Origin of the sequence: Peribacillus folii (genome assembly GCF_030271255.1) — a bacterium.
Classification (GTDB): Bacteria; Bacillota; Bacilli; order Bacillales; family DSM-1321; genus Peribacillus.
Map to the genome: position 1 here is coordinate 37,135 of NZ_JASJOM010000007.1, position 23,529 is coordinate 60,663.

General features: G+C 43.9%; 21 protein-coding genes and 1 pseudogene. 7 read left to right on the top strand and 15 right to left on the bottom strand.

All coding sequences use genetic code 11. The features are described from left to right. Positions 1-10: 10 nt before the first annotated feature. The 9 genes from flgK to QNI08_RS13055 form a co-directional block, all read right to left on the bottom strand. Complete coding sequence (flgK, locus tag QNI08_RS13015) at positions 11-1,570, bottom strand: flagellar hook-associated protein FlgK (protein ID WP_285767856.1); 1,560 nt, start codon at positions 1,568-1,570, stop codon at positions 11-13. 29 nt (positions 1,571-1,599) lie between these two features. Next, complete coding sequence (locus tag QNI08_RS13020) at positions 1,600-2,088, bottom strand: flagellar protein FlgN (protein WP_285767857.1); 489 nt, start codon at positions 2,086-2,088, stop codon at positions 1,600-1,602. 83 nt (positions 2,089-2,171) lie between these two features. Further along, positions 2,172-2,435, bottom strand: coding sequence for a flagellar biosynthesis anti-sigma factor FlgM (gene flgM, locus QNI08_RS13025; RefSeq protein WP_285767858.1), 264 nt, complete (start codon positions 2,433-2,435; stop codon positions 2,172-2,174). Between the two features lie 221 nt (positions 2,436-2,656). Continuing rightward, positions 2,657-3,070, bottom strand: a complete 414-nt coding sequence (locus tag QNI08_RS13030; protein ID WP_285767859.1) for a TIGR03826 family flagellar region protein — start codon at positions 3,068-3,070, stop codon at positions 2,657-2,659. 98 nt (positions 3,071-3,168) lie between these two features. Further along, positions 3,169-3,864 (bottom strand): ComF family protein, encoded by a 696-nt coding sequence (locus QNI08_RS13035; RefSeq protein ID WP_285767860.1) that lies wholly within the window; start codon positions 3,862-3,864, stop codon positions 3,169-3,171. After that, positions 3,854-5,275, bottom strand: coding sequence for an ATP-dependent helicase ComFA (locus tag QNI08_RS13040; RefSeq protein WP_285767861.1), 1,422 nt, complete (start codon positions 5,273-5,275; stop codon positions 3,854-3,856). The genes QNI08_RS13035 and QNI08_RS13040 overlap by 11 nt, the downstream gene beginning before the upstream one ends. A 96-nt stretch (positions 5,276-5,371) precedes the next feature. Continuing rightward, the gene (locus QNI08_RS13045; RefSeq protein ID WP_285768111.1) at positions 5,372-6,214 is read right to left on the bottom strand and encodes a DegV family protein; all 843 of its coding nucleotides are present in this window, start codon (positions 6,212-6,214) and stop codon (positions 5,372-5,374) included. A 172-nt stretch (positions 6,215-6,386) separates the two neighbouring features. Beyond that, complete coding sequence (locus QNI08_RS13050; RefSeq protein WP_064467174.1) at positions 6,387-7,070, bottom strand: response regulator; 684 nt, start codon at positions 7,068-7,070, stop codon at positions 6,387-6,389. 47 nt (positions 7,071-7,117) lie between these two features. After that, on the bottom strand, positions 7,118-8,260 hold the full coding sequence (locus QNI08_RS13055) for a sensor histidine kinase (RefSeq protein WP_285767862.1): 1,143 nt from the start codon (positions 8,258-8,260) through the stop codon (positions 7,118-7,120). A gap of 635 nt (positions 8,261-8,895) precedes the next feature. Between QNI08_RS13055 and QNI08_RS13060 the strand changes: the two genes are divergently transcribed. Then, on the top strand, positions 8,896-9,531 hold the full coding sequence (locus tag QNI08_RS13060; RefSeq protein ID WP_285767863.1) for a YigZ family protein: 636 nt from the start codon (positions 8,896-8,898) through the stop codon (positions 9,529-9,531). A gap of 176 nt (positions 9,532-9,707) precedes the next feature. Next, the gene (locus tag QNI08_RS13065) at positions 9,708-10,727 is read left to right on the top strand and encodes an LCP family protein (RefSeq protein ID WP_285767864.1); all 1,020 of its coding nucleotides are present in this window, start codon (positions 9,708-9,710) and stop codon (positions 10,725-10,727) included. 131 nt (positions 10,728-10,858) lie between these two features. On the opposite strand, the gene QNI08_RS13070 is transcribed toward QNI08_RS13065, so the two are convergent. The 3 genes from QNI08_RS13070 to QNI08_RS13080 all read right to left on the bottom strand — a co-directional run bounded on the left by QNI08_RS13070 (position 10,859) and on the right by QNI08_RS13080 (position 13,851). Continuing rightward, a complete protein-coding gene (locus tag QNI08_RS13070) occupies positions 10,859-11,908 on the bottom strand; it encodes a glycosyltransferase family 4 protein (RefSeq protein ID WP_285767865.1) in 1,050 nt (349 codons plus the stop codon). A 78-nt stretch (positions 11,909-11,986) separates the two neighbouring features. Then, positions 11,987-13,090 (bottom strand): glycosyltransferase family 4 protein, encoded by a 1,104-nt coding sequence (locus QNI08_RS13075; RefSeq protein WP_285767866.1) that lies wholly within the window; start codon positions 13,088-13,090, stop codon positions 11,987-11,989. 17 nt (positions 13,091-13,107) lie between these two features. Beyond that, positions 13,108-13,851, bottom strand: a complete 744-nt coding sequence (locus QNI08_RS13080; RefSeq protein ID WP_285767867.1) for a WecB/TagA/CpsF family glycosyltransferase — start codon at positions 13,849-13,851, stop codon at positions 13,108-13,110. 111 nt (positions 13,852-13,962) lie between these two features. Here QNI08_RS13080 and QNI08_RS13085 point away from each other — a divergent pair, with 111 nt between their 5' ends. From QNI08_RS13085 to QNI08_RS13095, 3 genes are read left to right on the top strand one after another with little or no spacing between them, the layout of a single operon-like run. Continuing rightward, positions 13,963-15,393, top strand: coding sequence for an O-antigen ligase family protein (locus QNI08_RS13085; protein WP_285767868.1), 1,431 nt, complete (start codon positions 13,963-13,965; stop codon positions 15,391-15,393). 4 nt (positions 15,394-15,397) lie between these two features. Then, on the top strand, positions 15,398-16,924 hold the full coding sequence (gene murJ / locus QNI08_RS13090) for a murein biosynthesis integral membrane protein MurJ (RefSeq protein ID WP_285767869.1): 1,527 nt from the start codon (positions 15,398-15,400) through the stop codon (positions 16,922-16,924). A 20-nt stretch (positions 16,925-16,944) separates the two neighbouring features. Then, positions 16,945-18,111, top strand: a complete 1,167-nt coding sequence (locus QNI08_RS13095) for a glycosyltransferase family 4 protein (RefSeq protein WP_285767870.1) — start codon at positions 16,945-16,947, stop codon at positions 18,109-18,111. A gap of 39 nt (positions 18,112-18,150) precedes the next feature. Here the strand turns inward: QNI08_RS13095 and tagH are convergent, their stop codons facing one another. From tagH to QNI08_RS13110, 3 genes and pseudogenes are all read right to left on the bottom strand, one after another. After that, positions 18,151-18,948, bottom strand: coding sequence for a teichoic acids export ABC transporter ATP-binding subunit TagH (gene tagH, locus QNI08_RS13100; RefSeq protein WP_285767871.1), 798 nt, complete (start codon positions 18,946-18,948; stop codon positions 18,151-18,153). A 17-nt stretch (positions 18,949-18,965) separates the two neighbouring features. Continuing rightward, a complete protein-coding gene (locus QNI08_RS13105) occupies positions 18,966-19,763 on the bottom strand; it encodes an ABC transporter permease (protein ID WP_285767872.1) in 798 nt (265 codons plus the stop codon). A gap of 3 nt (positions 19,764-19,766) precedes the next feature. After that, positions 19,767-20,969, bottom strand: a pseudogene (locus QNI08_RS13110) (CDP-glycerol glycerophosphotransferase family protein); the annotation flags it as partial. A 757-nt stretch (positions 20,970-21,726) separates the two neighbouring features. Here QNI08_RS13110 and tagD point away from each other — a divergent pair. Continuing rightward, positions 21,727-22,125, top strand: a complete 399-nt coding sequence (gene tagD / locus QNI08_RS13115; RefSeq protein WP_285767873.1) for a glycerol-3-phosphate cytidylyltransferase — start codon at positions 21,727-21,729, stop codon at positions 22,123-22,125. After that, positions 22,118-23,281, top strand: a complete 1,164-nt coding sequence (locus tag QNI08_RS13120) for a CDP-glycerol glycerophosphotransferase family protein (protein WP_285767874.1) — start codon at positions 22,118-22,120, stop codon at positions 23,279-23,281. The genes tagD and QNI08_RS13120 overlap by 8 nt, the downstream gene beginning before the upstream one ends. Positions 23,282-23,529: the final 248 nt, after the last annotated feature.

The following is a 23,529-nucleotide window of genomic DNA, read 5'->3' on the forward strand; positions in this document are numbered from 1 at the left end:
TTCACTCCTCTTATCGGCCTACCGTGCCCATTCCATTGATGATTTTATCGAGCATTTCGTCCATCATCGTCATCATCCTTGCAGAGGCATTGTAGGCCTGCTGGAATTTGATCATGTCCGTCATTTCTTCATCAAGTGATACGGAGCTGACGGATTCCCTATTTTGATTGACGGAAGTGGCGAGCACAACCGAGTTGGAAAGATTCTTCTGGGCACTTTGGGAATCGACCCCAAGCTTGCCGATGATACCGGCATAATACGTGTCGAAGCTGCCCGTCAATTCATTGGAATTTTGGCCCTTCGTCGAGTACTCGCTAAATGCCTTCTTCTTCAGGTCCGCCAGCAGCTTGGCATTTTCATTGTCGCCGGATGCTCCGCCGCTTTTCCCGCCTGCAGCAATTTTCGAAGGGTCTTTTATGATCTCACCGTTCACCTTGATGCTTTGGGCAGCGCTTTTTCCCGGTTCGATCTCGAAGAAGTTCAGGGTGGACGTGCTGCCATCACCCAAAGCATACCCTTGTTTGTGAATGGCATTAAACTCATTCACGAAGGCCGCCGTCATATTATCGAGCTTTTTCAGCATATCAGGATAAGCTCCGCCGACCGAGCCGTCAGCCTTTTTATAACCAAAGCTGTTGATCAAGCCCGATAATTCGCCTGAAAACTTGTAGTCAGTCAATGTTTTTGACCCGACTTTCACTCCATCGACCAATCCAGTCGTTTTATCATAGCTGACTTCGATTTTCGAGGTGGCCACCATTCCGGTTTGGTTAACGCTCACTAAATTGATGGGCGGCTTATAGGAAGATCCGTCCTCCTGCATCAATTCGATATTATACAGTCCTGTCGCTACATCGCTGGCCCTGCCGTAATCCGTGGGAATGACGTTTTGCACTTTTATGCTGACAAGCTGTGAGAGATTATCGACAAGTACGTCCCGTTTATCATACAGGTCATTGGGGATATAGCCGTGAGGCTCGACCTTGCTGATTTGTTGGTTAAGCTGATCGATGCTGCTGATGAGCGTATTGATTTCGTTCGCTTTGACGTTGATCTGATTTCCGATATCCGTTTGGACGCTCGTTAGCGAGTTATAGTAGTAATTCAAGGTGTCCGCGACCATGACCCCTGTCGAGGCAACGACTTCACGCGCCCCGGAGTTTTCCGTGTTCGCCGTCAGCCCTTGGAGTGAATTCCAGAACTTTTCCATCGTGGCAGCCAAGCCGCTGTCGGTCGGTTCATTCATGACCCCTTCCATTTTCGTCAAGGATTCGCTCATCGCCCCGTAGTATCCGATTTTATTGCTTTGTGTCCGATATTGTGCGTCGAGGAAGCTGTCCCGGATACGCTGCACCGTTTCCGCCGCAACACCCGTGCCGATTTGGCCCGCCACCCGCGGGCTGTTCATCCCGACAGTGGGGAAGCCCGGCGTCTGGACGAGGTTGACCCGCTGCCTGGAATACCCTAATGTATTGGCATTGGCCACGTTATTTCCTGTGGTGTACAAGGCTCCTTGCGAGGTAGATAATCCACGCTTCGCCGTCTCAAGACCCATGAAGGTTGAAATCATTCGCACTCGCCTCCTTTTCTTCCGTTTTCTTATGCTTTTGAATCAAACATCGTCATCCCGCTTTTGGCAGGTTTTTTTACTGAGTTTCCGTAATTCAGGTTTTGATTCCGAGGCCTGAACATATCCAAAGAGACATTGATGAACTGAAGCGATTGATAGATCAATTGCTGATTTAAACCGTTCCGTTCCTTCAGCTTAGCCACTTCTTCCATCAATTCCGCTTTTAGCCGGTTCAATTTTTCCGTTTCGTTCGCTCCTGTCAGTTCAGCTACACTGTGGATGGAGGCAGGCTGTCCCGCTTTTCCATATGCACGAAGGAACTCCGCGACCGCCCCTTCTCTTTCCTTATCCGTTTGACTGATCGCTTTTATATGCTTTTGTTCCTGTATCAGCAATGCGGTTATTGCCTCGGTATCATTCGCTTTCAAAAGGGCCGTTTTCCTTATCGCTAATTGGTTGAAACTTGTATGCAGCTTGATCAATTTTTCAAGCGACTCGATGATGCTCTGTACAGACATTTTGCTGCCTCCCCTCCTCATGAATGAGGGACGGAAATGGGTGCCTTCCGTCCAATCCATTCATCCTTTTCGTTTTCAAACAATCATTTCCGGTAAAAATCGATGAGACCTTTAGCCGTCGCTTGTGGATTCAACTTATAACTTCCGTTCTCCACTTGGAGCTTCAATTCGTCCACTTTCGCTTGTCTTGCAGCAGGAATCGGAGATGATTGCTGCATTTCTTTTGCTGCTGAGGAAATTTCGACTTTATCCTTGGCATTAACCTTGGATTCCTTGATAGTAGCTGCTTTATTGGCTTGAAGATTATACGGGTTAACACCTGTCACACCGACGTTATTGATTTTCATATTCCAGATCCTCTCCTTCGGTCGATTTTTTCCATCCTACTTTACGATTTCCAAAACAGGCCATTCAAGTGGCTATGGACCGCATCATTCTCCCTATCATTATTATCGACAAGGAATGGATATCTTTTATGGTTTCTGGTTATCTTTCCTTCGACAGCATTTGCCGAAAAACGTTCTCAATATCGAATATTTTAGCAAATCATGCAACAATTTTCCATGAATTACCCCTTTTGATCATCCTTCATGTAATACGTACTTCTTTTATCATTCCCGGAGGCCAAGCGTTTTTCCTCCTCTTCAAATGCCTGCAAATCCGTACGCAGGGAATCGCTGCAATTGCCGCATAACCTTCCGCTTTTGATTAGAGTGCCGCACTTTTCACAAGGAATTCCTAAATTAGGGAACTGCGAAATCCTTAGCTTTCCTGTTTTCACGAATTTAATGATGAGCATTTCTTCCACACCTGTGTCTTTAACCACTTGCATCATCGAGGCCGTACGATTTATTTTCTTGCGAATATAGGCATATACTTTATCATAATTAGCTTCTTCCTCTTTATAGCAGGCATCGCAAACATCGCGAAATTTCGTCATGACGAATAACGAATTACAGCTTGGACAGTTGGATATATCCATCAAGGCCCCTCCTCACCAACACACCGATTATTGATTTGTACTGTATATATCGAATAATCCGGACGATACTTTAGGAAGTTCCTTAAAATTGTGCTATTTCACCTACTCAAGGTGATTGATGATACGGCTTTCGCCCCAGCTTTTTTCAAGGCTTTGGCTGCCTGCCGGAGTGTTGTGCCGGTCGTGTAAATGTCATCGATGACCAAGATCGACCGACCCTGCAGCAAATCCTGGTTTTTGACCTCGAAAACCTGTGGTAACGAAATCCTCTCCAGACGTGATTTCTTTGATTGTTTTTCCGTATCGATCCGGTTCAGGAGCTCGACCGTACAAAGGCCAAGAAGATCAGCCAAAGCCTGCGCCTGGTTGAAACCGCGCTCCCTTAGCCGTTCATCACTAAGCGGGATGCATGTTATAAGGTCATGCTCCATGTCCTTCAGCACCTCCCGCAAATAGGGGACGAAAATCGATGCCAATGCATAATCCCCGCGATACTTAAATTTGGCAATGATTTCTTTCAGTTGTTCATTATAATGAAAGAGCGAAATATTCCTGGACAATTGGCCGGACCATTCGTTATCGCTTTCCCATCTTGAGCAATCGTAGCAAAGGTCGCCGCTTCGGTGAATGCCGTCCAGCTCCCTTGAGCACAAGGAACATCTCTCCCCGGTAATCCTCTCCAGTCCACCCTCACAGCTTTTGCAAATTACCTTGGCATCCGCCCTCTTCAATAGGGTCCTCCATGTCAGGACATCCTTCATGGCTTCATTGCAGACTAGGCATCTATTCATCATCAAGCAGCCCCCTTTCCCGGGCAGTCTTGTTCATCATCCGAATGTGCTGGATTGCCTCGATCATCGCTTTGCTTTTTCCATAGTGAAAAAAAGTGATCGTGCCGCGAGGGAATGCCAGGCTTCTCCCAACCCGCCCGGCAATCTGGACGAGGGCGCTTTCTGAAAACACTTCATGCTCCGAGCCAATCACGGCCACCTCCAAACGTTCGATTGTCACGCCGCGTTCAAGGATGGTCGTGGTCAATAATCCAGGCACCTCCCCATTCCTCAACGCCATCACTCTTTCCTTACGTTCGGGATGCTGTGAGTGGACGATTTTCAATTTAGGGGACAGCAATTGAAAAAGCGGGTTAACTTGTTCCAGCATTTTAATGCTTGGGAAAAATAGGAGAAGGGGGATGTTCTGGCTCATGCGGTCACTTACCCACCTGCCAATTGCGGGGGGTATCTTTTTTTCAAGGAATTTCTTTTGCCAGTTCCCGCACCACACCATTTCCGGGACAGGAATTGGCTGACGGTGGTAGCGGGCCGGGATGGTCACTGCTTTCAATTTGCCGCTACGGTACAATCGCTTCATACGCTTCGAGGGTGTTGCGGTCAGGTAGATGGTTGCGGCAGCAGATTTTTTTGACTTGTTTACGGCATAATGAAGGGAATCATCCGCGGAGTAGGGAAACGCATCGACCTCATCGACGATGATGACATCAAAGGCTTCAATAAAGCGAATAAGCTGATGAGTCGTGGAGATGATGAGCTGAGAGGGGGTATGGCGATCCGAACTGCCTCCATAAAGGGCAGCAACATCAATTTTGGGAAAGGCCTTTTTCAATCTTGGGAAAAGTTCGAGAACGACATCCGTCCGCGGCGTTGCCAGGCAGATTCGGTTCCCCGCCATCAAGGCCGTCTTGATCGCGGGGAATAAGACCTCCGTCTTGCCGGCACCACAGACGGCCCATACCAGCAGTTCCCCCTTTTCGTTCACCGCATCAACCACTCGATGCGAGGCCGTTAGCTGCCCTTCGGATAGCTTGCCGTCCCAGCTCATCACTTGATCAGGAACGGGATACAGCAAACGAGGACCGGTCCATTGGTATAATTTCGCGCATTCGCTGACACGCCCCATCATGATGCATGAACGGCAGTAAGCACAATCCCGATGGCAAACCTTACATGGGATTGCATAAAACATGGATTGATCTTCGTTGCCGCAGCGCAAACAGGTAAACTTCCCGCTTTCGGCATGCACGCCGCTTAGTTGCGAGACATACCCATTCTTGAGATGCTCTACGATCATTTCTTCGGAAAAGGGGATTTCGGAGGCCAGCAGATGCCTGCCAAAAAGGTGGTTCTGAAGTTCCGGGGAAAAGGACTCGGGAATGCTTGAATGTTTCACACTATACCCTACTTTCATTATGGATTTACTCTTCATATCTTCGCCTTAAGACATCCCGATTCCTTGTTGCTCCATTAAAAAAAACGCCCCCCATTCGGGGAGGGCGTCCTTGAGTTACACTTTATACCAGCCCATCCCCATCGATCCTTCACCAAGATGGGTTCCGATTACAGGACCGAAATAGCTGATGTCAAATTCCACATTCGGGAATCGTGCTTCAAGTTCGGCTTTCCACTCTTGTGCTTCAGCTTCCCGTTTTGCATGAATGATGACCGCTTTATATTCTGCACCGCTTGCCGCATCTTCTCCAAGTAAATCGGCAATTCGCTTCATCGCTTTTTTCCTTGTGCGGATTTTTTCGAATGGGACAATGACCTTATCAACGAAATGGAGGACCGGCTTCACTTGAAGCAGGCTGCCGATCAAAGCTTGGGCGCTGCTTAACCGCCCTCCACGCTGTAAATGGGTTAGGTCGTCCGCCATGAAGTATGCCCTGACGGACGGCTTCATTTCCTCGAGCCTGGCCATGATATCTCCGGCACCCTTTCCCTCAAGGGCCATCTTTGCCGCTTCCAGCACATAAAACCCCTGGACGCTGCAGCTGATTTCCGAATCAAAGGCATGAACGTCTATTCCCTCGACCATCTTCCCCGCTGAAACCGCACCTTGATACGTACCGCTGATGCCGCTCGATAAATGAATGGAAATCACATCATCATATTCCTTTTTCAGCTCCTCGAATTTCTCGACGAACAGTCCGATTGGAGGCTGTGACGTCGTCGGCAATTTTTCCTGCCTCTTCACTTCCTCATAAAACTCATCCGCAGTAATATCGACTTCTTCCCGGTAAGCTTCATTGGAGAAAATGACATTAAGCGGCATCATATGTATATGTAAACGTTCACGTATTTCCTTTGGTATATATGCGGTGCTGTCTGTTACGACTGCCGTTTTCATCATGAGTACCATCCTTATAAAAATTTGCTCGTATTTGTACTTATTCAACATTTTAGCTGAAAATGCCTTCATTTGCATTAAAGAGCTTTTTCAATCTCTGAAAAGGCAAAAAAAAATTCCGGCTCCCTAGTAACCATTATGGAAACTGAGGAGCCGGATCTATTCGGAAGAATTATTTCACTTCTACCCAGCCGTTTTTAATAGCCAGGACAACCGCTTGTGTACGGTCATTCACATTCATTTTCTGAAGTATGTTACTTACATGGTTCTTAACTGTTTTTTCACTGATATAAAGCGTCTCGCCAATGGCGCGGTTGCTTTTTCCGTCAGCCAATAGCTGAAGCACTTCACATTCGCGTCGAGTCAAGAGGTGAAGCGGTCTCCTGATTTCGATCGTATGAACGGAATCACGATCAGCACCCTCGTCGGCTGCCAAGCGGCGATATTCCTTCACTAAATTATGTGTAACCTTCGGATGGAGGTATGAGCCGCCTTCCGCTACCACACGAACGGCATCGATCAACGCATCCGCATCCATCTCTTTCAATAAGTACCCTTGGGCTCCCGTTTTCAACGCATGCTGTACGTAGTTCTCATCATCATGAATCGAAAGGATGATGACTTTTGTTTCAGGGTATCGGTTCACAAGCATTTTCGTTGCTTCGACCCCATTCATGTTCGGCATGTTGATATCCATGATCACAACATCTGGTTTATGTGTCTCAACGAGATCCATTGCTTCACTTCCGTCATCACCCTCGGCAACAACATCGAATGATGATTCAAAATCTAATATGCGCTTAACGCCTTCACGGAAAAGCTGATGGTCATCGATAATGATGATACTAGTCTTCAACGGCTTCTTCCTCCTAGTTTCTATTTAAAATGCCTATTCTCTATAATTTATAATTGATAGGGAATCTGTATAAATACCAAAGTGCCTGCGCCTGGCTGTGAATCGATCGTCATTTCACCTTCAAGCAGCTCGACCCTTTCTCTCATGCCTACCAAGCCAAATGAGCCTTCTTTTTGAATGGAACTGTCAAACCCTTTTCCATCATCCTTGACGACAACGGTCACCATCTCCTTCGAAATGGACAGTTTAACTTGAACCTGTCTTGGCTCCGCATGCTTCAATGAATTTTGTACCGCTTCCTGCACAAGCCTGAATAAAGCGACCTCCATATCGGAAGGAAGTCTTTTGACCTGTCCAAGATTGACGAAATTCAGATGCACGCCATCATTATAGTCTTCGGTCGTTTGCAGGTACTTTCTGAGGGTAGGGACAAGGCCCAAATCATCAAGCGCCATGGGCCGAAGATCATAGATGATCCTGCGCACTTCATATAAAGCATTCCTTACCATGACCTTCAAACTGCGGATTTCCACGAGCGCTTCATCAGGCCCTCTCTCCCGCTGGACACGTTCGATCAGGTCGGAACGCATCATGACATTCGCGAGCATTTGTGCTGGACCATCATGAATTTCCCGTGAAAGCTTCTTGCGTTCCTGCTCCTGGGCTTCGATTATTTTTAAGCCGAAGTCCTGTTTGCGTTTCGCTTCCTGCAGGGCTTCCCCTACGAATTTCAGGTCCTGGGTCAAATAATTCTGCACGACCGATATTTGCGAAACAAGATGCACCGCTTTATCTATCGTCTGCTGCAGGGCCCTTAACCTCAATTCAAGTTCATCCCGGCGATTGCGAAGTTCCTTCTCCAATTGCCGGTTTATTTGCAGGTCGACTTGAAGCTTATGAGCCCTTTCATAAGCATCCCGTACCTGCTCTTCAGAAAAATGGTTGAAGTGCATACTGACCTCGGAAAGCCTTTTTCGTGCAAATCTGGCTTTTGAATCCAGCGCATCACTGTCGTTTATCACGATGGCAACCCTGATTTTCACATCATCAAGCTCTTTTGTTAATGATTCAAAATCTTTCCGGCATTGCTCGCCGATGTCGAAGACCTCGTCCTTACTTTCACTAACAGTGCTCACCATTGTTTCCAAGATCTTGTCCAATGCTTTAGCATCAACCTTTTTAATGGACATTAAGATCCCTCCACTTAAATCAAAAGACTTAAAAAAATGTATTGTCTTAAAGACTATGTATATGGAAAAAGGTTCTTTTCCTTTTTCATGAATGGCTAAACTTCAGGAAACTTTTGTATGCAGCAACCTTCATGAACATATTGTACCAAAAAAAGAATAAAAATACGTTAATTTCCTTGCCGGATTTTTACGAAATGTCCATAGATGGTACATATATCCCGGTTATAGGTATTATGGCCGAAATGGTAGTCTAGCATACCCATTAAAGGCCATTACCCTTTCCATTAGCCTAATACAAATGATCCTTTTCAATCAAATCGGGTATTCCGCTCCGTTGATTGATTATTATATGAAACAGATCGATTTATTAAATGGCAAAATCCTTGAAATGTAGGGACACGATAGGAACTAGCGGGGCCTTGTGATCAAAACCCGATGTTTTTCCTAAAATGTTATTCTTTTAAGCATAATATTCGCTCCAAAATGGCAGGCAATAGAACTAATTATAACATGGACTTCCCTTTCTAATATTAAAGTTTCTTTACACATCTGCCTTAAAACCGAATCGTGATTGCCACTTTTCAAACAAAGAATTATAATGAATCAACCAATAGTAAGCCGAAGGTGGAATAGGTATGCTCACTCAATATTTAACGGTGGCAGGTCGCGGGGAACATGAAATCATCATTGAAAAATCCCGGTTCATTTCGCACATCGCCCGAGTTGAAACGGAAGAAGCCGCACAGGCTTTCATCCAAGAAATCAAGAAAAAGCATAAAGATGCTACACATAATTGTTCAGCCTATATGATCGGGGAACAAAACCACATCCAAAAGGCCCTCGATGATGGGGAGCCTAGCGGCACGGCAGGCGTCCCGATCCTTGAGGTGCTTAAGAAAAAAGATTTGAAGGACACCGCTGTAGTGGTCACAAGGTATTTCGGGGGCATCAAGCTCGGTGCCGGGGGACTCATCCGTGCTTATAGCAAATCGACTTCAGAAGGTTTAACTGCCACCGGGATTGTCAGCAGAACGCTAATGCGGGTCATTTCGACAACGGTCGACTATACGTGGCTTGGAAAATTGGAAAACGAATTACGTTCCTCGATTTATCAAATTAAGGAAATTCAATACCTCGATCAGGTAACGATCCTCGTATATGCTGAAGAGGCCCAAAAAGAATCATATATCTCCTGGATGACAGAGCTGACAAACGGTCAAGGTCAAATCTCAGAAGGCGAACTGCTTTATTTGGAGCAGGCATTCGCCTGATTTGCCCCTGCATTTTTTCCTTTTTTAGGGTGTAATATAATTGAAAAGAAATATTTATTTTACGATTTTATTAAATCATTGTAAAATTAGGGTTAATATGTGACGAAATATAAAAAGATAGATTCGAAAAATAGCGATTTATGTCTGAGATTCGTTATTTAAAAGGAGAAGAAAAGATGTCTACTACTAGGCGTGTCTATAAAATAAAAAAGACGAAGAAAAAAAGGCGAAAGAGGCTTTGGCTGTTCCTGGTGCCCCTGCTGGTACTCGGTCTGGGCGCTACCACGTATGCTGCGACTCTATATTTAAAAGCACAGGATGTATTCAAGGGTTCCTATGATCCGGTGGAGGCTTCAGCAAAGCGGAGCGAATCGGTCGACCCTCTCGAAGATAATTTCTCGATCCTCTTCATCGGAATCGATGATAGTGACGAACGTGACTATAAAGGAAACTCACGGTCTGATGCATTAATCTTGGCTACATTCAATAAAGATCAGAAATCGATTAAGCTTTTAAGCATTCCGCGTGATTCTTATGTGTACGTGCCTGCCAAGGGCGTCACCACAAAAATCAATGCGGCACATGCAGCCGGAGGTCCAAAGGCGACAATGGACACCGTGGAAGAATTATTCGATATCCCAGTCGATTATTATGTCCGCATGAACTTCAACGCTTTCATAGATGTTGTCGATTCATTGGATGGAATCGAAGTTGACGTACCATACGAAATGAACGAAATGGATTCACATGATAAAAAGAATGCGATCCATCTGGAAAAAGGAATTCAGACGGTAGATGGTGAAGAGGCCTTGGCCTTTGCCCGGACACGTAAAAAAGACAGTGATATCCAACGCGGCGAGCGGCAGCAGGAAGTCCTTAAAGCCATCATCTCCAAGGCAACATCCGCTGGAGCTTTAACGAAATATACAGACGTAATGGAAGCTGTCGGGGACAATATGACAACGAACCTACAATTCTCACAAATTAAGGGATTCATAAAATATGTAACTGGCGATAATGGTCTTAATCTTGAGACGGTCAAGCTTGAAGGACAGGATTCCACCATTAACGGAACCTACTATTATCAGTTGAACGAGACTTCCATAGCGAATACGAAGCTATTGCTTCAATCACATTTGAACTTGGGACCTAAAGAAGTCACCAATCAAACCGTCCAGCCGCAAATAGAAGAATGAACAAAACTCCCCACTTGCAAAAGTGGGATTTTCTTTGCTTCCTTAAACATAAAAAGGCTCCGACCGCATACAACACGGTTGGAGCCTTTCACATATCCGTACAGGATTCTAGTAATCTATTTGCCCATCTATCATGGTTTGTTTTTAAAATTAAGCATCTTGAGCAATGGCTGGTAATTTGAATTGACCAAGCCGATTTTTTCGACAAAAATCTCGATGATCAGCAGCAGACCCGTCACTAGGATCAAAGCCCCCCACATCGTGGCAAATGAGAAAATGATGGCTGCCAAGCCGAAGCAAGCAGCTAGGGCGTAGATGAGCAGGACGGTCTGTTTATGCGTGAACCCCAAATTAATTAAGCAATGATGCAGATGGGATTTATCGGCTGCTGAAATCGGCTGTTTATTGACGAGCCTGCGGATTATCGCAAAAAATGTATCCGAAATCGGCACGCCCAAAATGATGATCGGAACGATCAAGGAAATCATCGTAACGTTTTTAAACCCTAGCAGGGACAGGACGGCAATGATATAACCAAGGAACAGGGCGCCTGTATCCCCCATGAAAATCTTTGCCGGGTGAAAATTATATTTCAGGAAGCCAAGTGTGCTTCCTATTACGATCAAGGCAACCGTGGCAACGAATAGATCGCCTTTGATGAGCGCCATCGTTGCAATCGTCACTAATGCAATGGTTGAAACGCCGCCGGCAAGGCCATCGAGACCATCTATCAGGTTGATGGCGTTGATGATGCTGACAATCCATAGAATGGTGATCGGTGTACTTAATATGCCAAATTCCAGCGTATCAGTGAAGAAGGGCAAATTGATGAATTCAACTTCAAGCCCGCCCCACAGTACGATGATGAGGGCAGCAAGGATTTGGCCCAGAAATTTTGGTGCAGCCCTTAGTTCATATATATCATCGGCCATCCCGATCAAAATGATGATGAGAGCGCCGACCAGAAGCGGCAATTGACCGGAAAAATCATTCGTAAACAGCGAAAAGGTAATGAAAAAACTCAAAAATATGGCTAAACCGCCCATTCGCGGCATAATTTTACTATGAACCTTCCGCTCATTTGGTTTGTCGGTAGCTCCTAATTTAAAGGCCAGCTTTCCGACAAAAGGAGTCAAGAAAATGGATAATAAAAAGGATACTAACAAGGCCCCAATTAACATTAAGAACCACCTCAATTCAACTAAAAATCTGATACCCGTAACGATCTATAAGAAAACCTATATATATGAATGCTTATTTTAATTTTTCATCCTCAAATAAACATTATATACGTTTTCAGCTAAAATCTCTATAGAAAAGTTGTTTTTTGCAAATTTTTGTAAATTCGACCCTATCTTTGTCAGTTCTCCGGATTCCTTTAATTCCAAAGCATGAAAGATGGCTCCCGCAAGCTCGCCTACATTGCCGATTTCCGTGACCCAGCCCTTGCTCCCATCGGAAATCAATTCCCTCACTCCGCCAACATCGCTCGTGATGGCAGGAAGGCTTGACCTTGCCCCTTCAAGCAAAACTAGCGGGAAGCTTTCGCTTAAGGAGGTCAGCAAGGTGATGTCACCAAGCGGATAGATTCTTTCAATATCCGTACGATGCCCCAAAAAGATGACGTTACCGGATAACCCTGTTTCTTGGACAAGCCGTTCCAGGGCCTTCCTCCTGCTCCCGTCACCTATAAGCAAAAGCTTCACATGAGGTGACTTGGAAACCACAGCTCCCAATGCCTTCAAGGCACATTCATGCCCTTTCACAGGCTCCAATCTTGCCGGCATGATGATGATGAAGTCATTATCTGCTAACCCGAAATCGCCTCTTTGAAAAGAGAGCGGCATTTTTTTCCCGAAGTCGATCCCATTAAGGATCTTGGTCACCTTGGACGGATCGATTCCTTGATCGATCAAATCTTGCCTAAAGCGGTCTGAAACCGCCAGTATATGATCAGCATGTTGAAATGACCTGACATGCAGGCCCGTAAACACCCTTCCCTTGATGCCCTGACCCAGGAAGTCATGACGGGGTGAGCTGTGAACGGTGAGAAGCCAAGGGCGATTGATGAGGCGTTTCAAAAAAGCACCGTATATATTCGCCCGCGGTCCATGGGTATGAATGATGTCTATATCATTTAGACGGATGAAGTCACGTAAACGTTTCAAGATGGACAGGTCATATTTGGAATGCTGAAGGAAAAGCTCGGTTTTTATCCCAGCAGTCACCGACCGCCGGTAGAGCTCCCCCTCTTCGAACACCCCAAGCATGCACTCCTCTTTTTTCAATCGGTCCAATAAGGACATGATATGGAACATGCCGCCGCCAGTTTCATTACCAGCATTTAAATGCAAGACTTTCATCCAGTCCACTCCTTATGTCAGGAACGCTGCACCCTTTTCCTTAATCGCCTGACCTTGAAAACGAATCTTGGCAGTGCAAGCATCCGTTTCCATCGGGATGGCTGCTGGATCAACCGGTACAACCATTCAAGACGCATTCTTTGCCAAAAAACCGGGGCGCGGTTCACTTTGCCTGCAAGGACGTCGAAGCTTCCGCCCACTCCCATGAATACCCCTTTTTCGAATAAGGGATAGTGCCTGGAAACCCACTTCTCCTGCCGAGGAAACCCCAGTGCAGTCAGAATGATGTCAGGTTCAAGTTCCGCAATCGACATCGCCAGGTTTTCGTCCTTTATATCGATATATCCGTGGTGATAACCTGCCAATACGACGCCCGGATAGTGTTGTTTCACTTTAAGAGCGGCCGTTTCAATTACATCTTTCTCCGCCCCGAGCAAATATATCTTCAGACCCTTTTCATCAGCAATCCTATATAGTTCATTCATCAAATCGAATCCAGTAATTCGCTCTTCCAAAGGTTGATTTAGCCATTTGGAGGCCATAATAATACCAACGCCATCCGGCGTGATGTAATCAGCCGATAGAATGATGTCCTTATAATCTTGATGCTCATTGGCATATTCAACGATTTCCGGGTTTGCCGTAACGACAAACGTTTTCTCCTGATTCATTAATCTTGGATAGACGATCTTATTCACAAATTCATCCATATTGCTATCGATGAATGGAATGGAGAGTATTTCAACAAACTTTTCAGTCATTTCACTTCAGCCTTTCATATGTACTATACATCTAAAGGGTGGGGTATTATTCAAGAAATTTTTTCATACACATCATAGAACTTGATTATTGATTCAAAGGTGGTTACTCATTTGAAGCTTCCAAACAAACACGCTTTACCGATTCTAATCCTGTGCCTGCTCATACCTGCAGCAGTGCCCTACCCTATCACCGGCTACATAGCGACGGCGTTGATGCTCGTTTTTGTCGGTATAAATAAAAAAAGTCTCGTATTCATTTTATTCATTTATTTCCCCGCCCGTCCCTTGTTCATGGAAATGAACGGCGGCCTGGCCTATACAGGTGACCTGATCATACTCTCCTTATTCTTCTCATTGCTTATGGAAAGGTTCAAAAAGAACGATTGGTCATTTTCAAAATATCAATTCACGGTGCCCTTTTGGCTCTTTTGCTTAGTCGGCACTTTAGCTGCACTCATAACCGGAGTGAAAATACTGCCCATCCTCTTTGAACTACGGGCCTTGCTAATAACATTCTTGCTCCTTTACATTATCGGCGAATTAAATCTAGAAAGAAAGGATATCTTTCACTTTTTAAAGGCAACCCTGATATTTACGATCATCCTTTGCCTATATGGCCTTATCGAGAAAATTTTTTCGCGTTCGATCCTGCTGCCCCATGCATGGGAAATGTGGAAACTCTCTTCCACAAACAAGATGAGGATTTATGGGGCAGCTGCCAACCCCAATGTTTTCGCCCTATACTTAAGCATACAGCTGTTTCTAAGCTTTTTCCTATTTCGCTCGCTGAAAAAGCACAAAGCCCTCGTCTTACTGGCATCAGGTTTGCTTGCCGGGACGTTATTGCTCACATATTCCCGGGGCACGTTGATTGCATTCGGATTGGCGTCGCTCGTCTTCATACTCTGGACGAGAAGTAAATCATTTCTAAAATATGCAATAGGAGCCTTTGCACTTGGATTGCTTCTGATTTACTACCCAGTTTTATTCGCTTCAAGCAAAATGGAGCTATCCGCAGCCGTTCCGATGGATAACCTGGCGATTGGGAGCAACACCGCTTCCGAACCTGAACAAGACCTCTCCAGCCGTTTTTCGGAAATGTTTTCCGAAAAGATCGTGCACCAAAGTACGGAATGGGGACGGTTATATGTTGTTTTCAAGGGCATCGAAGTTTCCAAGGATCATCCAATCATAGGTACCGGGCTTGCTACATTCGGGGATTCAGCCACCCTTTCCTTCCCTTCGCCAATCTATGGAAAATATCAAATTGGGGAAAGAATGTATACGGACAATCAATACATCCAGATACTGGTACAAACAGGCATGCTTGGTTTCCTTGCCGTTCTTGTTTTCGTCATTTTTGCCATCCGTAAAATCACGGCAGCGTCCAAGGGTAGCCTTACAGCGTTCTCTGCCTGCCTGCTGCTAGCGGCCTTAACGGCGGGTCTATTTTACAATATTCTCGAGGATAAGACGTTCACCCTATTTTTTTATAGTTGTGTAGGAGTCATTTTACAAAAGGACATCATGTTAAAGGATTGAAAATATGCCTAATCGTTCACATGTACTTAAATCGGTGGGGCTCGTCACCATCATCGCCGCCGTTGGAAAAGTTCTCGGCTTCGGCCGGGAGTCGATCATAGCCGCCTATTTCGGGGCGTCATCGACGGCGGATGTTTTTTTCGTGGCAAGCCTTATACCAACCATACTTTTCACGGCTCTCGGCAGCGGGCTCCAGGCTGGGGTCATTCCGGTTTATTTGGAAAAGAAAGCCGAAAACCGCATGAAGGCGGATGCTTTCATCAGTTTATTAGGTTCCTTCTTCATGCTGGTCGCAGCAATCATGACAGTTGCCAGCATGATTTTTGCAAAGCCGCTCGTCATGATGGTTGCGCCTGGTTTTTCGGATGCAGAGCTGGATTTGACGGAATCACTTACCCGGATCATGCTGCCCAGCCTACTTTTTTTCACACTTTCATATATGGCAACCGGCGTGCTGAACGCGAATAAGCGTTTCATTCTCCCAGCGCTCACATCCACTGCCCTGAACACGGTCATCATAGCGGCCACCGTGTTATTCGCTGCCCGTTTCGGGGTGGAGGGCTTGGCCTGGGGCTTTGTATTCGGGGCTGCCAGCCAATTTCTTATTCAATATCCATCATTGAAGAAATACAGCATTCGGCCCATTCTCTCTTTCCTGCCCCATAAACGGCAGATCGTACAAACACTGTACACCTTTTATCCGATCATCATCGCCGCCCTAGTGATCCAATTGACTAGTGTCGTGGATCGAATCATAGCCACTTCGCTCGAAACCGGGAGCGTATCGGCGCTGAATTATGCCAACCGGCTGCTGTGGCTGCCGTTAAGCATTGTCCTCACGCCGCTGATTACCGTCTTGTATCCATCCATCGTCGAACGGGCCCTTATCGGCTACGATTCGTTCCTCAGCTTAACCTTAAGAGGAATGAAAACACTTGTTTTTTTGGCGATTCCCTTCATGATCGTCATGTTAATCTGCGGAAACAGCTTGATTAGCTTGGCTTTCGAACGCGGGGCATTCGATGCTTCGGCTACCAAAACGACACATGCAGCATTTTTCTTTTATTCAGCAGCCCTGCCATTTTTTGCCCTTAGGGATTATTTGATGAATGCCTTTTATGCTTTAAAGAAGACGAAAGTGGCCATGTATTCCTGTGTGTTCGCCGTATTTCTTAATGTCATGCTAAGCTGGCTGCTATCGCGGCAGCTTGGCGTAGGAGGGATTGCCCTTGCATCGGGGATCTCCATGTTCCTTCAATCTCTCTGCCTATTTTACTTCCTTTGGCTCGAGGCTGATAGGAAAAGGGACCATGCTGTTTTCAGGGATGTTTTGTCCGAAAGCGGTAAGCTGCTCATCATAGGCGCCATCATTTACAGTCTTGCCCGATGGCTTTACCCGCTTGCTTTGACGTTCCCCGTCATCGTCGAATTAGTGTTCATCTCGTTATTGGTATTCGGACTGTACCTCGGATTATCGTTGATTTTCAAAGTGAGCAGCCTGCAGTCTTTGAGAAAGCTCAAATCGAAGTGAAAAGAAAAGGAGTGCCCATCATGAACATATTGATCACAACGATCTTCAACTATCCTCACGAAGGGGGACTATCAAGTCATATCATGACATTGAAGAAGGGGCTGATGTCACGGGGCCATACTGTAGATGTTTTATCTTTCTCACAATTCCCCCCATTCAAGAAGAAAGTGCTCGCACAGGCACCCGGTTTTTTAATGAACAAAGTAAAACAAGGAAGCGGTCAGCTTTTCAACGACAGGCAACGGCAAAAATTATTGGCGTCTTTGATAAAAAGCTTGGATAAGCACTATGATGTCATCAATGCCCAAGATATTTACGCTACACTCGCCTCCGTTGAGTCCGGGATTCCAACGGTCCAAACCGTCCATGGGTACTATTCATTCGAGGCAGTCAGCAGGGGAGCGCTCCTTAAGGACAGTGAAGAAGATTTGGCCATTCGGGAGCTTGAATGCAAAGCCTACCGATCCGCCGCAAAAGTCGTGACGGTCGACCAGAGAATCAAAGATTATATACACCATTCAGCACATGTCGAGGCGGAAGCGATTAAAAACTTCATTGATGTGTCAGCCTTTGCACCGGAAAGCACGGAACGGGAGCAAACCCGTCAAGCTTTCCAGCTTCCCCTACACAAGAAGATGATTTTCGTGCCTAGAAGGATGACGGAAAAGAACGGAGTCATATATCCGCTCCTTGCCCTGCCCGAGGTGCTCGAAACACACCAGGAAACGGCATTGGTTTATGCCGGTACAGGGGAGCAGCACGCCCGGCTCGAGGAAACGGCAGCAAGGCTCGGATTAACCGAGTACGTTCATTTCATCGGGTCCGTGCCTTACGAAGAAATGCATAACCTCTATGAAACGTCAGATATCGTCCTCATCCCTAGCGTACATTCGCACGGGGTGGAAGAAGCGACCTCCATTTCGGCATTGGAAGCGATGAGCTGCGGCTCACCCGTCATTGCCAGTGCAATCGGAGGCTTAAAGGAAATCATTGTTGATGGTGAGGACGGCCTTCTCGTGGAGGAGAAGAATACGAAGGCGCTTGCCCAATCGATTTTAACATTGCTGCATGATCCTCGATATGCTTCCGCGTTAGCCTTGAGGGCACGATTAAAGATGGAACGCGAATATTCTCACCTTGCGGCAGCCAAAAAATTCGAGGCCGCTTACCAAGAAGTGCTTAACTAAAAAAAAAGCAGACCCAATGCCAGGGTCTGCTTTTCCTATTCATACCAGTGCGTTACTGCGCCGTTTCATTTGTTCTTCACGGTATTTTTTTTGCTCTTTTTTGGACATGGCATTATATTCTTTTAAAAATGCTTCATATTGCGGCATGACATCGTTCATGGCACCATATGCTTTTAACTCTCCGTATTCAAGCCATAGAGCTTTTTGGCAGAATTTTTTCATCTGGCCGATTGAATGGCTGACGAAGAACATCGTTTTACCTTTTTCCTTAAACTCGTTCATCTTCTCCAGACACTTTTCGGCAAAGTTTTTATCTCCCACTGATAAGGCTTCATCGATGATAAGGATATCTGGATCAATATGCACCGAAATCGAGAAACCAAGTCTAGACTTCATCCCGCTCGAGTAGGATTTCACTGGTTGATCAATGAACTTACCAAGCTCTGAAAACTCGATGATTTCAGGCTCCAGTTCTTTGATTTGGTTCTTGTCGAATCCAAGCATCAGCATTTTCAGTTCGATATTTTCCCTGCCCGTCAATTGATTATTAAGACCCGATGAAACGGCAATCAAAGCCGTTTTCCCATTCGTTTGGAGATTTCCATCCGTTGGTGGGATAATTCCGGCAATAATATTGGACAGAGTGGATTTCCCGGAACCGTTGACACCGACAAATCCGATCACATCACCCTTTTCCGCTTCAAAGCTAACATTCCTCAAAGCAAAGTACTCATCACCATAGCTTTTCGGTAATAGGAGATCCAACAATTTTTCCGAGCTTTTATTATATAATTTATATTTTTTTGTTACGTCCTTGACTATTACTGATTTTTCCAAAATTTTCTCACTTCCGTTTACTTAAAGTCAACAAAGCGATCTCTAAACCTAACATGCAGCGAGGAACCTATTAAAAACAAGAGGATTACGACTCCCCAGAAATAAAGCGTATATTCCCAATGCACTACAAGGTACCATGATTCCCCCAATAATGAAGCCCGATACCCTTCCACAATATAATATAGCGGATTCAACTTCATAATATCCGCGATGAGTGGATGATCTTTCGCATCTATTACCCAGAGGATTGGCGTTAAATAAAACAGTACTCTCATTAAGGACCCGATTAAATTTTGAACATCACGAATGATGGTCGATAAGGTTGAAGATATTAATCCAAATGAAAATAATAAGGTAACCGTAGCTATGAGAAAGTACGGCAGTTGTATGATATAAAATGTAGGGAGGTAACCAGTAAAGCCTAACAGTATGATGATCACTCCAAGCAGCAGAAGATGCTGGTATAGCTTCGCAAAAATGACGTAGGTAGGAATGACACTAAGCGGAAAGCTCATCTTGGAAACCATATTCAGTCGGGTATAGATAGACTTGGAAACCTGTGTTGTAGTCGCTGTCACAAAAAACCAAACAACGATCCCTGCCATCAGCCATGGAAGAAAATCCTCACCGCGATTAAAGATCCCAAATCCGAAAACGAACCAATAAATCGAGATCTGGATCATCGGACTGATGATTTCCCATAAAATCCCCAGATAGTTACTGCTGTTAGCACTTTTCACCTCATAAACAGACAAGCGCCTTGCCAAATAAAAATTGTTGATTTGCTCTTTTAAAACGGTCAAAGCTGAACTCATAAATTACACGGACCTTCCTAAAAACACTTTTTCTACGACACGGCGTGAAGCCTGGCCATCCTCGAGTGCACAAAACCGCTCGTGAAAAAGATTCATTTCAACTGTATTTTCTAATCGAATCATCTTGATGCTATCAATGATTTCATCAGAAGTTTTAACTAACGAACCTGGTGCATTCGTTTCAAAATCAAAGTAAAACCCGCGAAGCTTGTCCCTGTAGTTTTCAATATCATATACATAGAAAAGCATCGGACGCTTTAAATTAGCGTAATCAAAGAATACTGACGAATAATCCGTTATTAATAAGTTTGATATTAGGTACAAATGACTAATATCTTCATAACTGGATAGATTGTAGACGAACCCTTGATAAGCCGATAAATCCAAGTTCTCGGAAATTAAATAATGAAGACGGAGCAAAACAACATGCTCATCCCCTAATTCCTGTTTCATTTTATTCAAATCCAGTTTAATGTCAAACTTATATTTCCCCTTACCATAAAACTCATCATCTCTCCACGTAGGGGCATATAAAATGACCTTTTTCTCTAATGGTATACCCAACTTCCGTTTCAATGAATCGATTGTATCACGATTATTTCCATTGTAAAGTAAATCATTGCGCGGATAACCAGTTTCCAGAATTTTAGTAGGATCGACGTTGAAGGCACGGGCAAATATTACCGTTGAATAAGCATTAGGTGAAATTAAATAATCCCATTTGCTTGATTCGGCATGGAAGTTTTCTTTATAACTTTCCGTGGTCATCCCAGGCATATGCACTTCCTTCATATCTGCAGCAAGTTTCTTTAAAGGAGTCCCATGCCACGTTTGTAAATAGATCGTGTGCTTCGGCTTCGGGATCCAAAGCGGGAGCCTGCTGTTCGTCACCCAATAGCCCGCTCGAGTCATTTTAAGCAGCCAACTTAATGAGAAACGATGAAGATATGGAATGCCTGCCTCTTCGAATTGAGCCTTATACCTTTTATCCACACTCCAATACATTTTATATTCTGGATGGTGACTCTGCAAGTATTCATATATCGCACGGGGATTACAGCTATACTGCTTGCCTAAAAAGCTTTCGAAAACAACAAGCTTTTTATCGGCCGGCAACACTTTACCTGCCAAAGAAAAAACCATTTTATAGACACTTATAAGCATGTGCTTTGCCTTATTTATTATCGATGACATTATTTTCTCCTCTCAATAAAAGAGCATGCTGGTTACCTTTTCCACTTTAGTTTTACTATAACTTCATAACTTATATCCATTAAAGGGGAATCCCTTCTCAAAAACCTGTCTGCAACATAATTCCAGATTCATTTCATGGTAAATAAAGAAATTGAACCCCATATGATATATATTTTATCAAAAACCTTCTTTTGCTACTTAAAAATTATTGGGATAAGCAAATATTAAAATACATTGGGTTTTTACAACTTAGCCTAACCTACATCTTCAATATAATGATTAACGATTAATTTCTCCCTTTCTTGAAACATCTATTTCCATAAGTAATAACATAGGATTTTAATAAATTAAGTGTAAATTTACTGTAATTTTACATATAATTGAGGAAAATATTTTTTATGTTTCTACTATAATATACTTTTACATTCCGAACACTTTATTCATATCAAACCATGAATTAATGTTATCTTTAGTTTGTTTTTATTATGCTAAACAAACTTATTTATAAGACATTTTCGTACTTTTAGCTATTTTCCAATATTACTTGAATAATGACTTTTTAATTTGTAAAATTATCTCCTTATTCATTTAATCTTATTTATATAAAATATGATTGTAAAATTTTTGTGGTTCAAATGTAAATTTTATTTGTTATAATGATAAAGACTTTTAAAATCTATCATTTTTTAATTAGTCATTAGCCTAGGTTTTTTTTGTATGCGCCTATCAAGATAAAAAATATAAATACATTTGTACAGGAGGAATAAACATGAAGAAAGTAATCACTTATGGAACCTTTGATTTGCTACATTGGGGTCATATCAATCTATTAAAACGCGCTAAAGATTTAGGAGATTACCTTATCGTTGCCATTTCCACAGATGAATTCAATGCTTTAAAAGATAAAAAAGCTTATCATAGCTTTGAAAATAGAAAGATGATCCTTGAATCGATCCGCTATGTGGATGAAGTCATACCGGAAGACAATTGGGCACAAAAGAAGGAAGACATCATTCGTGAAGGTGTAGATATTTTTGTAATGGGTGATGACTGGAAGGGCCAATTCGATGAACTATCTGATGTTTGTGAAGTGGTCTATCTTCCAAGAACAATCGGTATTTCGACTTCCCAAATTAAAGATGACCTTTTACAAGTTACTAATGGCTAAAGAGTTGGCGATAGAGACTTATCTTCTTTGTTTCAAAATTTTATTCTCTATCTTTAAACTTTTTCCTTTACATGACAAAACGACCTTTGTCACATCATTCGGGGATAATTGCCAATATATAGCTGATGAAATGGACAAGCGGGAGATCCCTGTTCAAAAAGTGTTTTTAAAGAAACCGAGCAGTCATATTATTGCGGAGGGCGATGGGCAAACCATCGTCCTTCCGTTTGAATCTAAAAATATCACAGTCATGATCCGTTCGATCTACCATCTTGCCACTTCAAAATGGATAATCATTGATAATTATTATGGCTTTCTTTCAGCAGTTTCATTCAAGAAGCAAGTAAAATGTGTTCAAGTTTGGCATGCGGCAGGTGCCGTTAAACAATTCGGCGCGAAAGACCCTTCCATCAAAAATCGTTCTGCCGGGGCCAGGAAAAGGTTTTTAAAGGTATATAATAAGTTTGATTATGTAACGGCAGGTTCAGAACGAATGGCAGAAATTTATCAAGAAAGTTTTCAATTGCCGGGATCCCGCATTCTAAGGACGGGGATTCCCCGCACCGACTTCTTTTTCGATGGTGATTCAAAGAGGACTGCACGGGATGTATTTTTAGCCAAGTTTCCGGAACTCGAGCATAAGAAAATCATCTTATACGCCCCTACATTTCGTAATGATGGATTGGATGATGGGAAGAATGCACTTGATATGGAATTGCTGTATAAGGAACTGCAAGCGGAAAATTATGTTATTTTGCTTAAACTCCATCCGGCTGTTAAAGCTGACCATGACTTACAGAGCCAATACCCCGGGTTCGTTTATTCCGTCACTGGTGATTTTCATGTCAATCACCTGCTGATCAGCACAGACCTTTTGATAACCGACTACTCCTCCATTCCGTTTGAATTTTCCTTTTTGAATAGACCGATGATTTTCTTTGCTTACGATTTGGCTGAGTATGAAAAGGAGCGGGGCTTTTGGGAGGATTACACCTCATCCATGCCTGGCCCTGTGGTATCCACCACAAAGGCATTGTTGAAGGAAATCCGTTCAGCCGATCACTCATTAATGAAAATCGCCCCCTTTAACCAAAAATGGAATCAATATTCGACCGGAAATTCGAGCCGGAACATAGTTGACTACCTTTTTAAATAAAAAATCCCTTCAAAAATGAGGGGGTTTTTTTTCGTCAAAAAACCAGTTAATCCAAGAAAAAAGGGGGATTTTAACAGTGTTTGACAAACTTTTCCGCCCCTCGCCTAAATGTGAAAAAAGACTCATAATATAGAAAATATTGTTGGTTTAATCACCATTATCAAACCAATATAAACCAGTATAATACTACTATTTTCCTTCTGTAATAAAAATGTAATATAAATACGTCCGTTTATTTTGTTAGAATA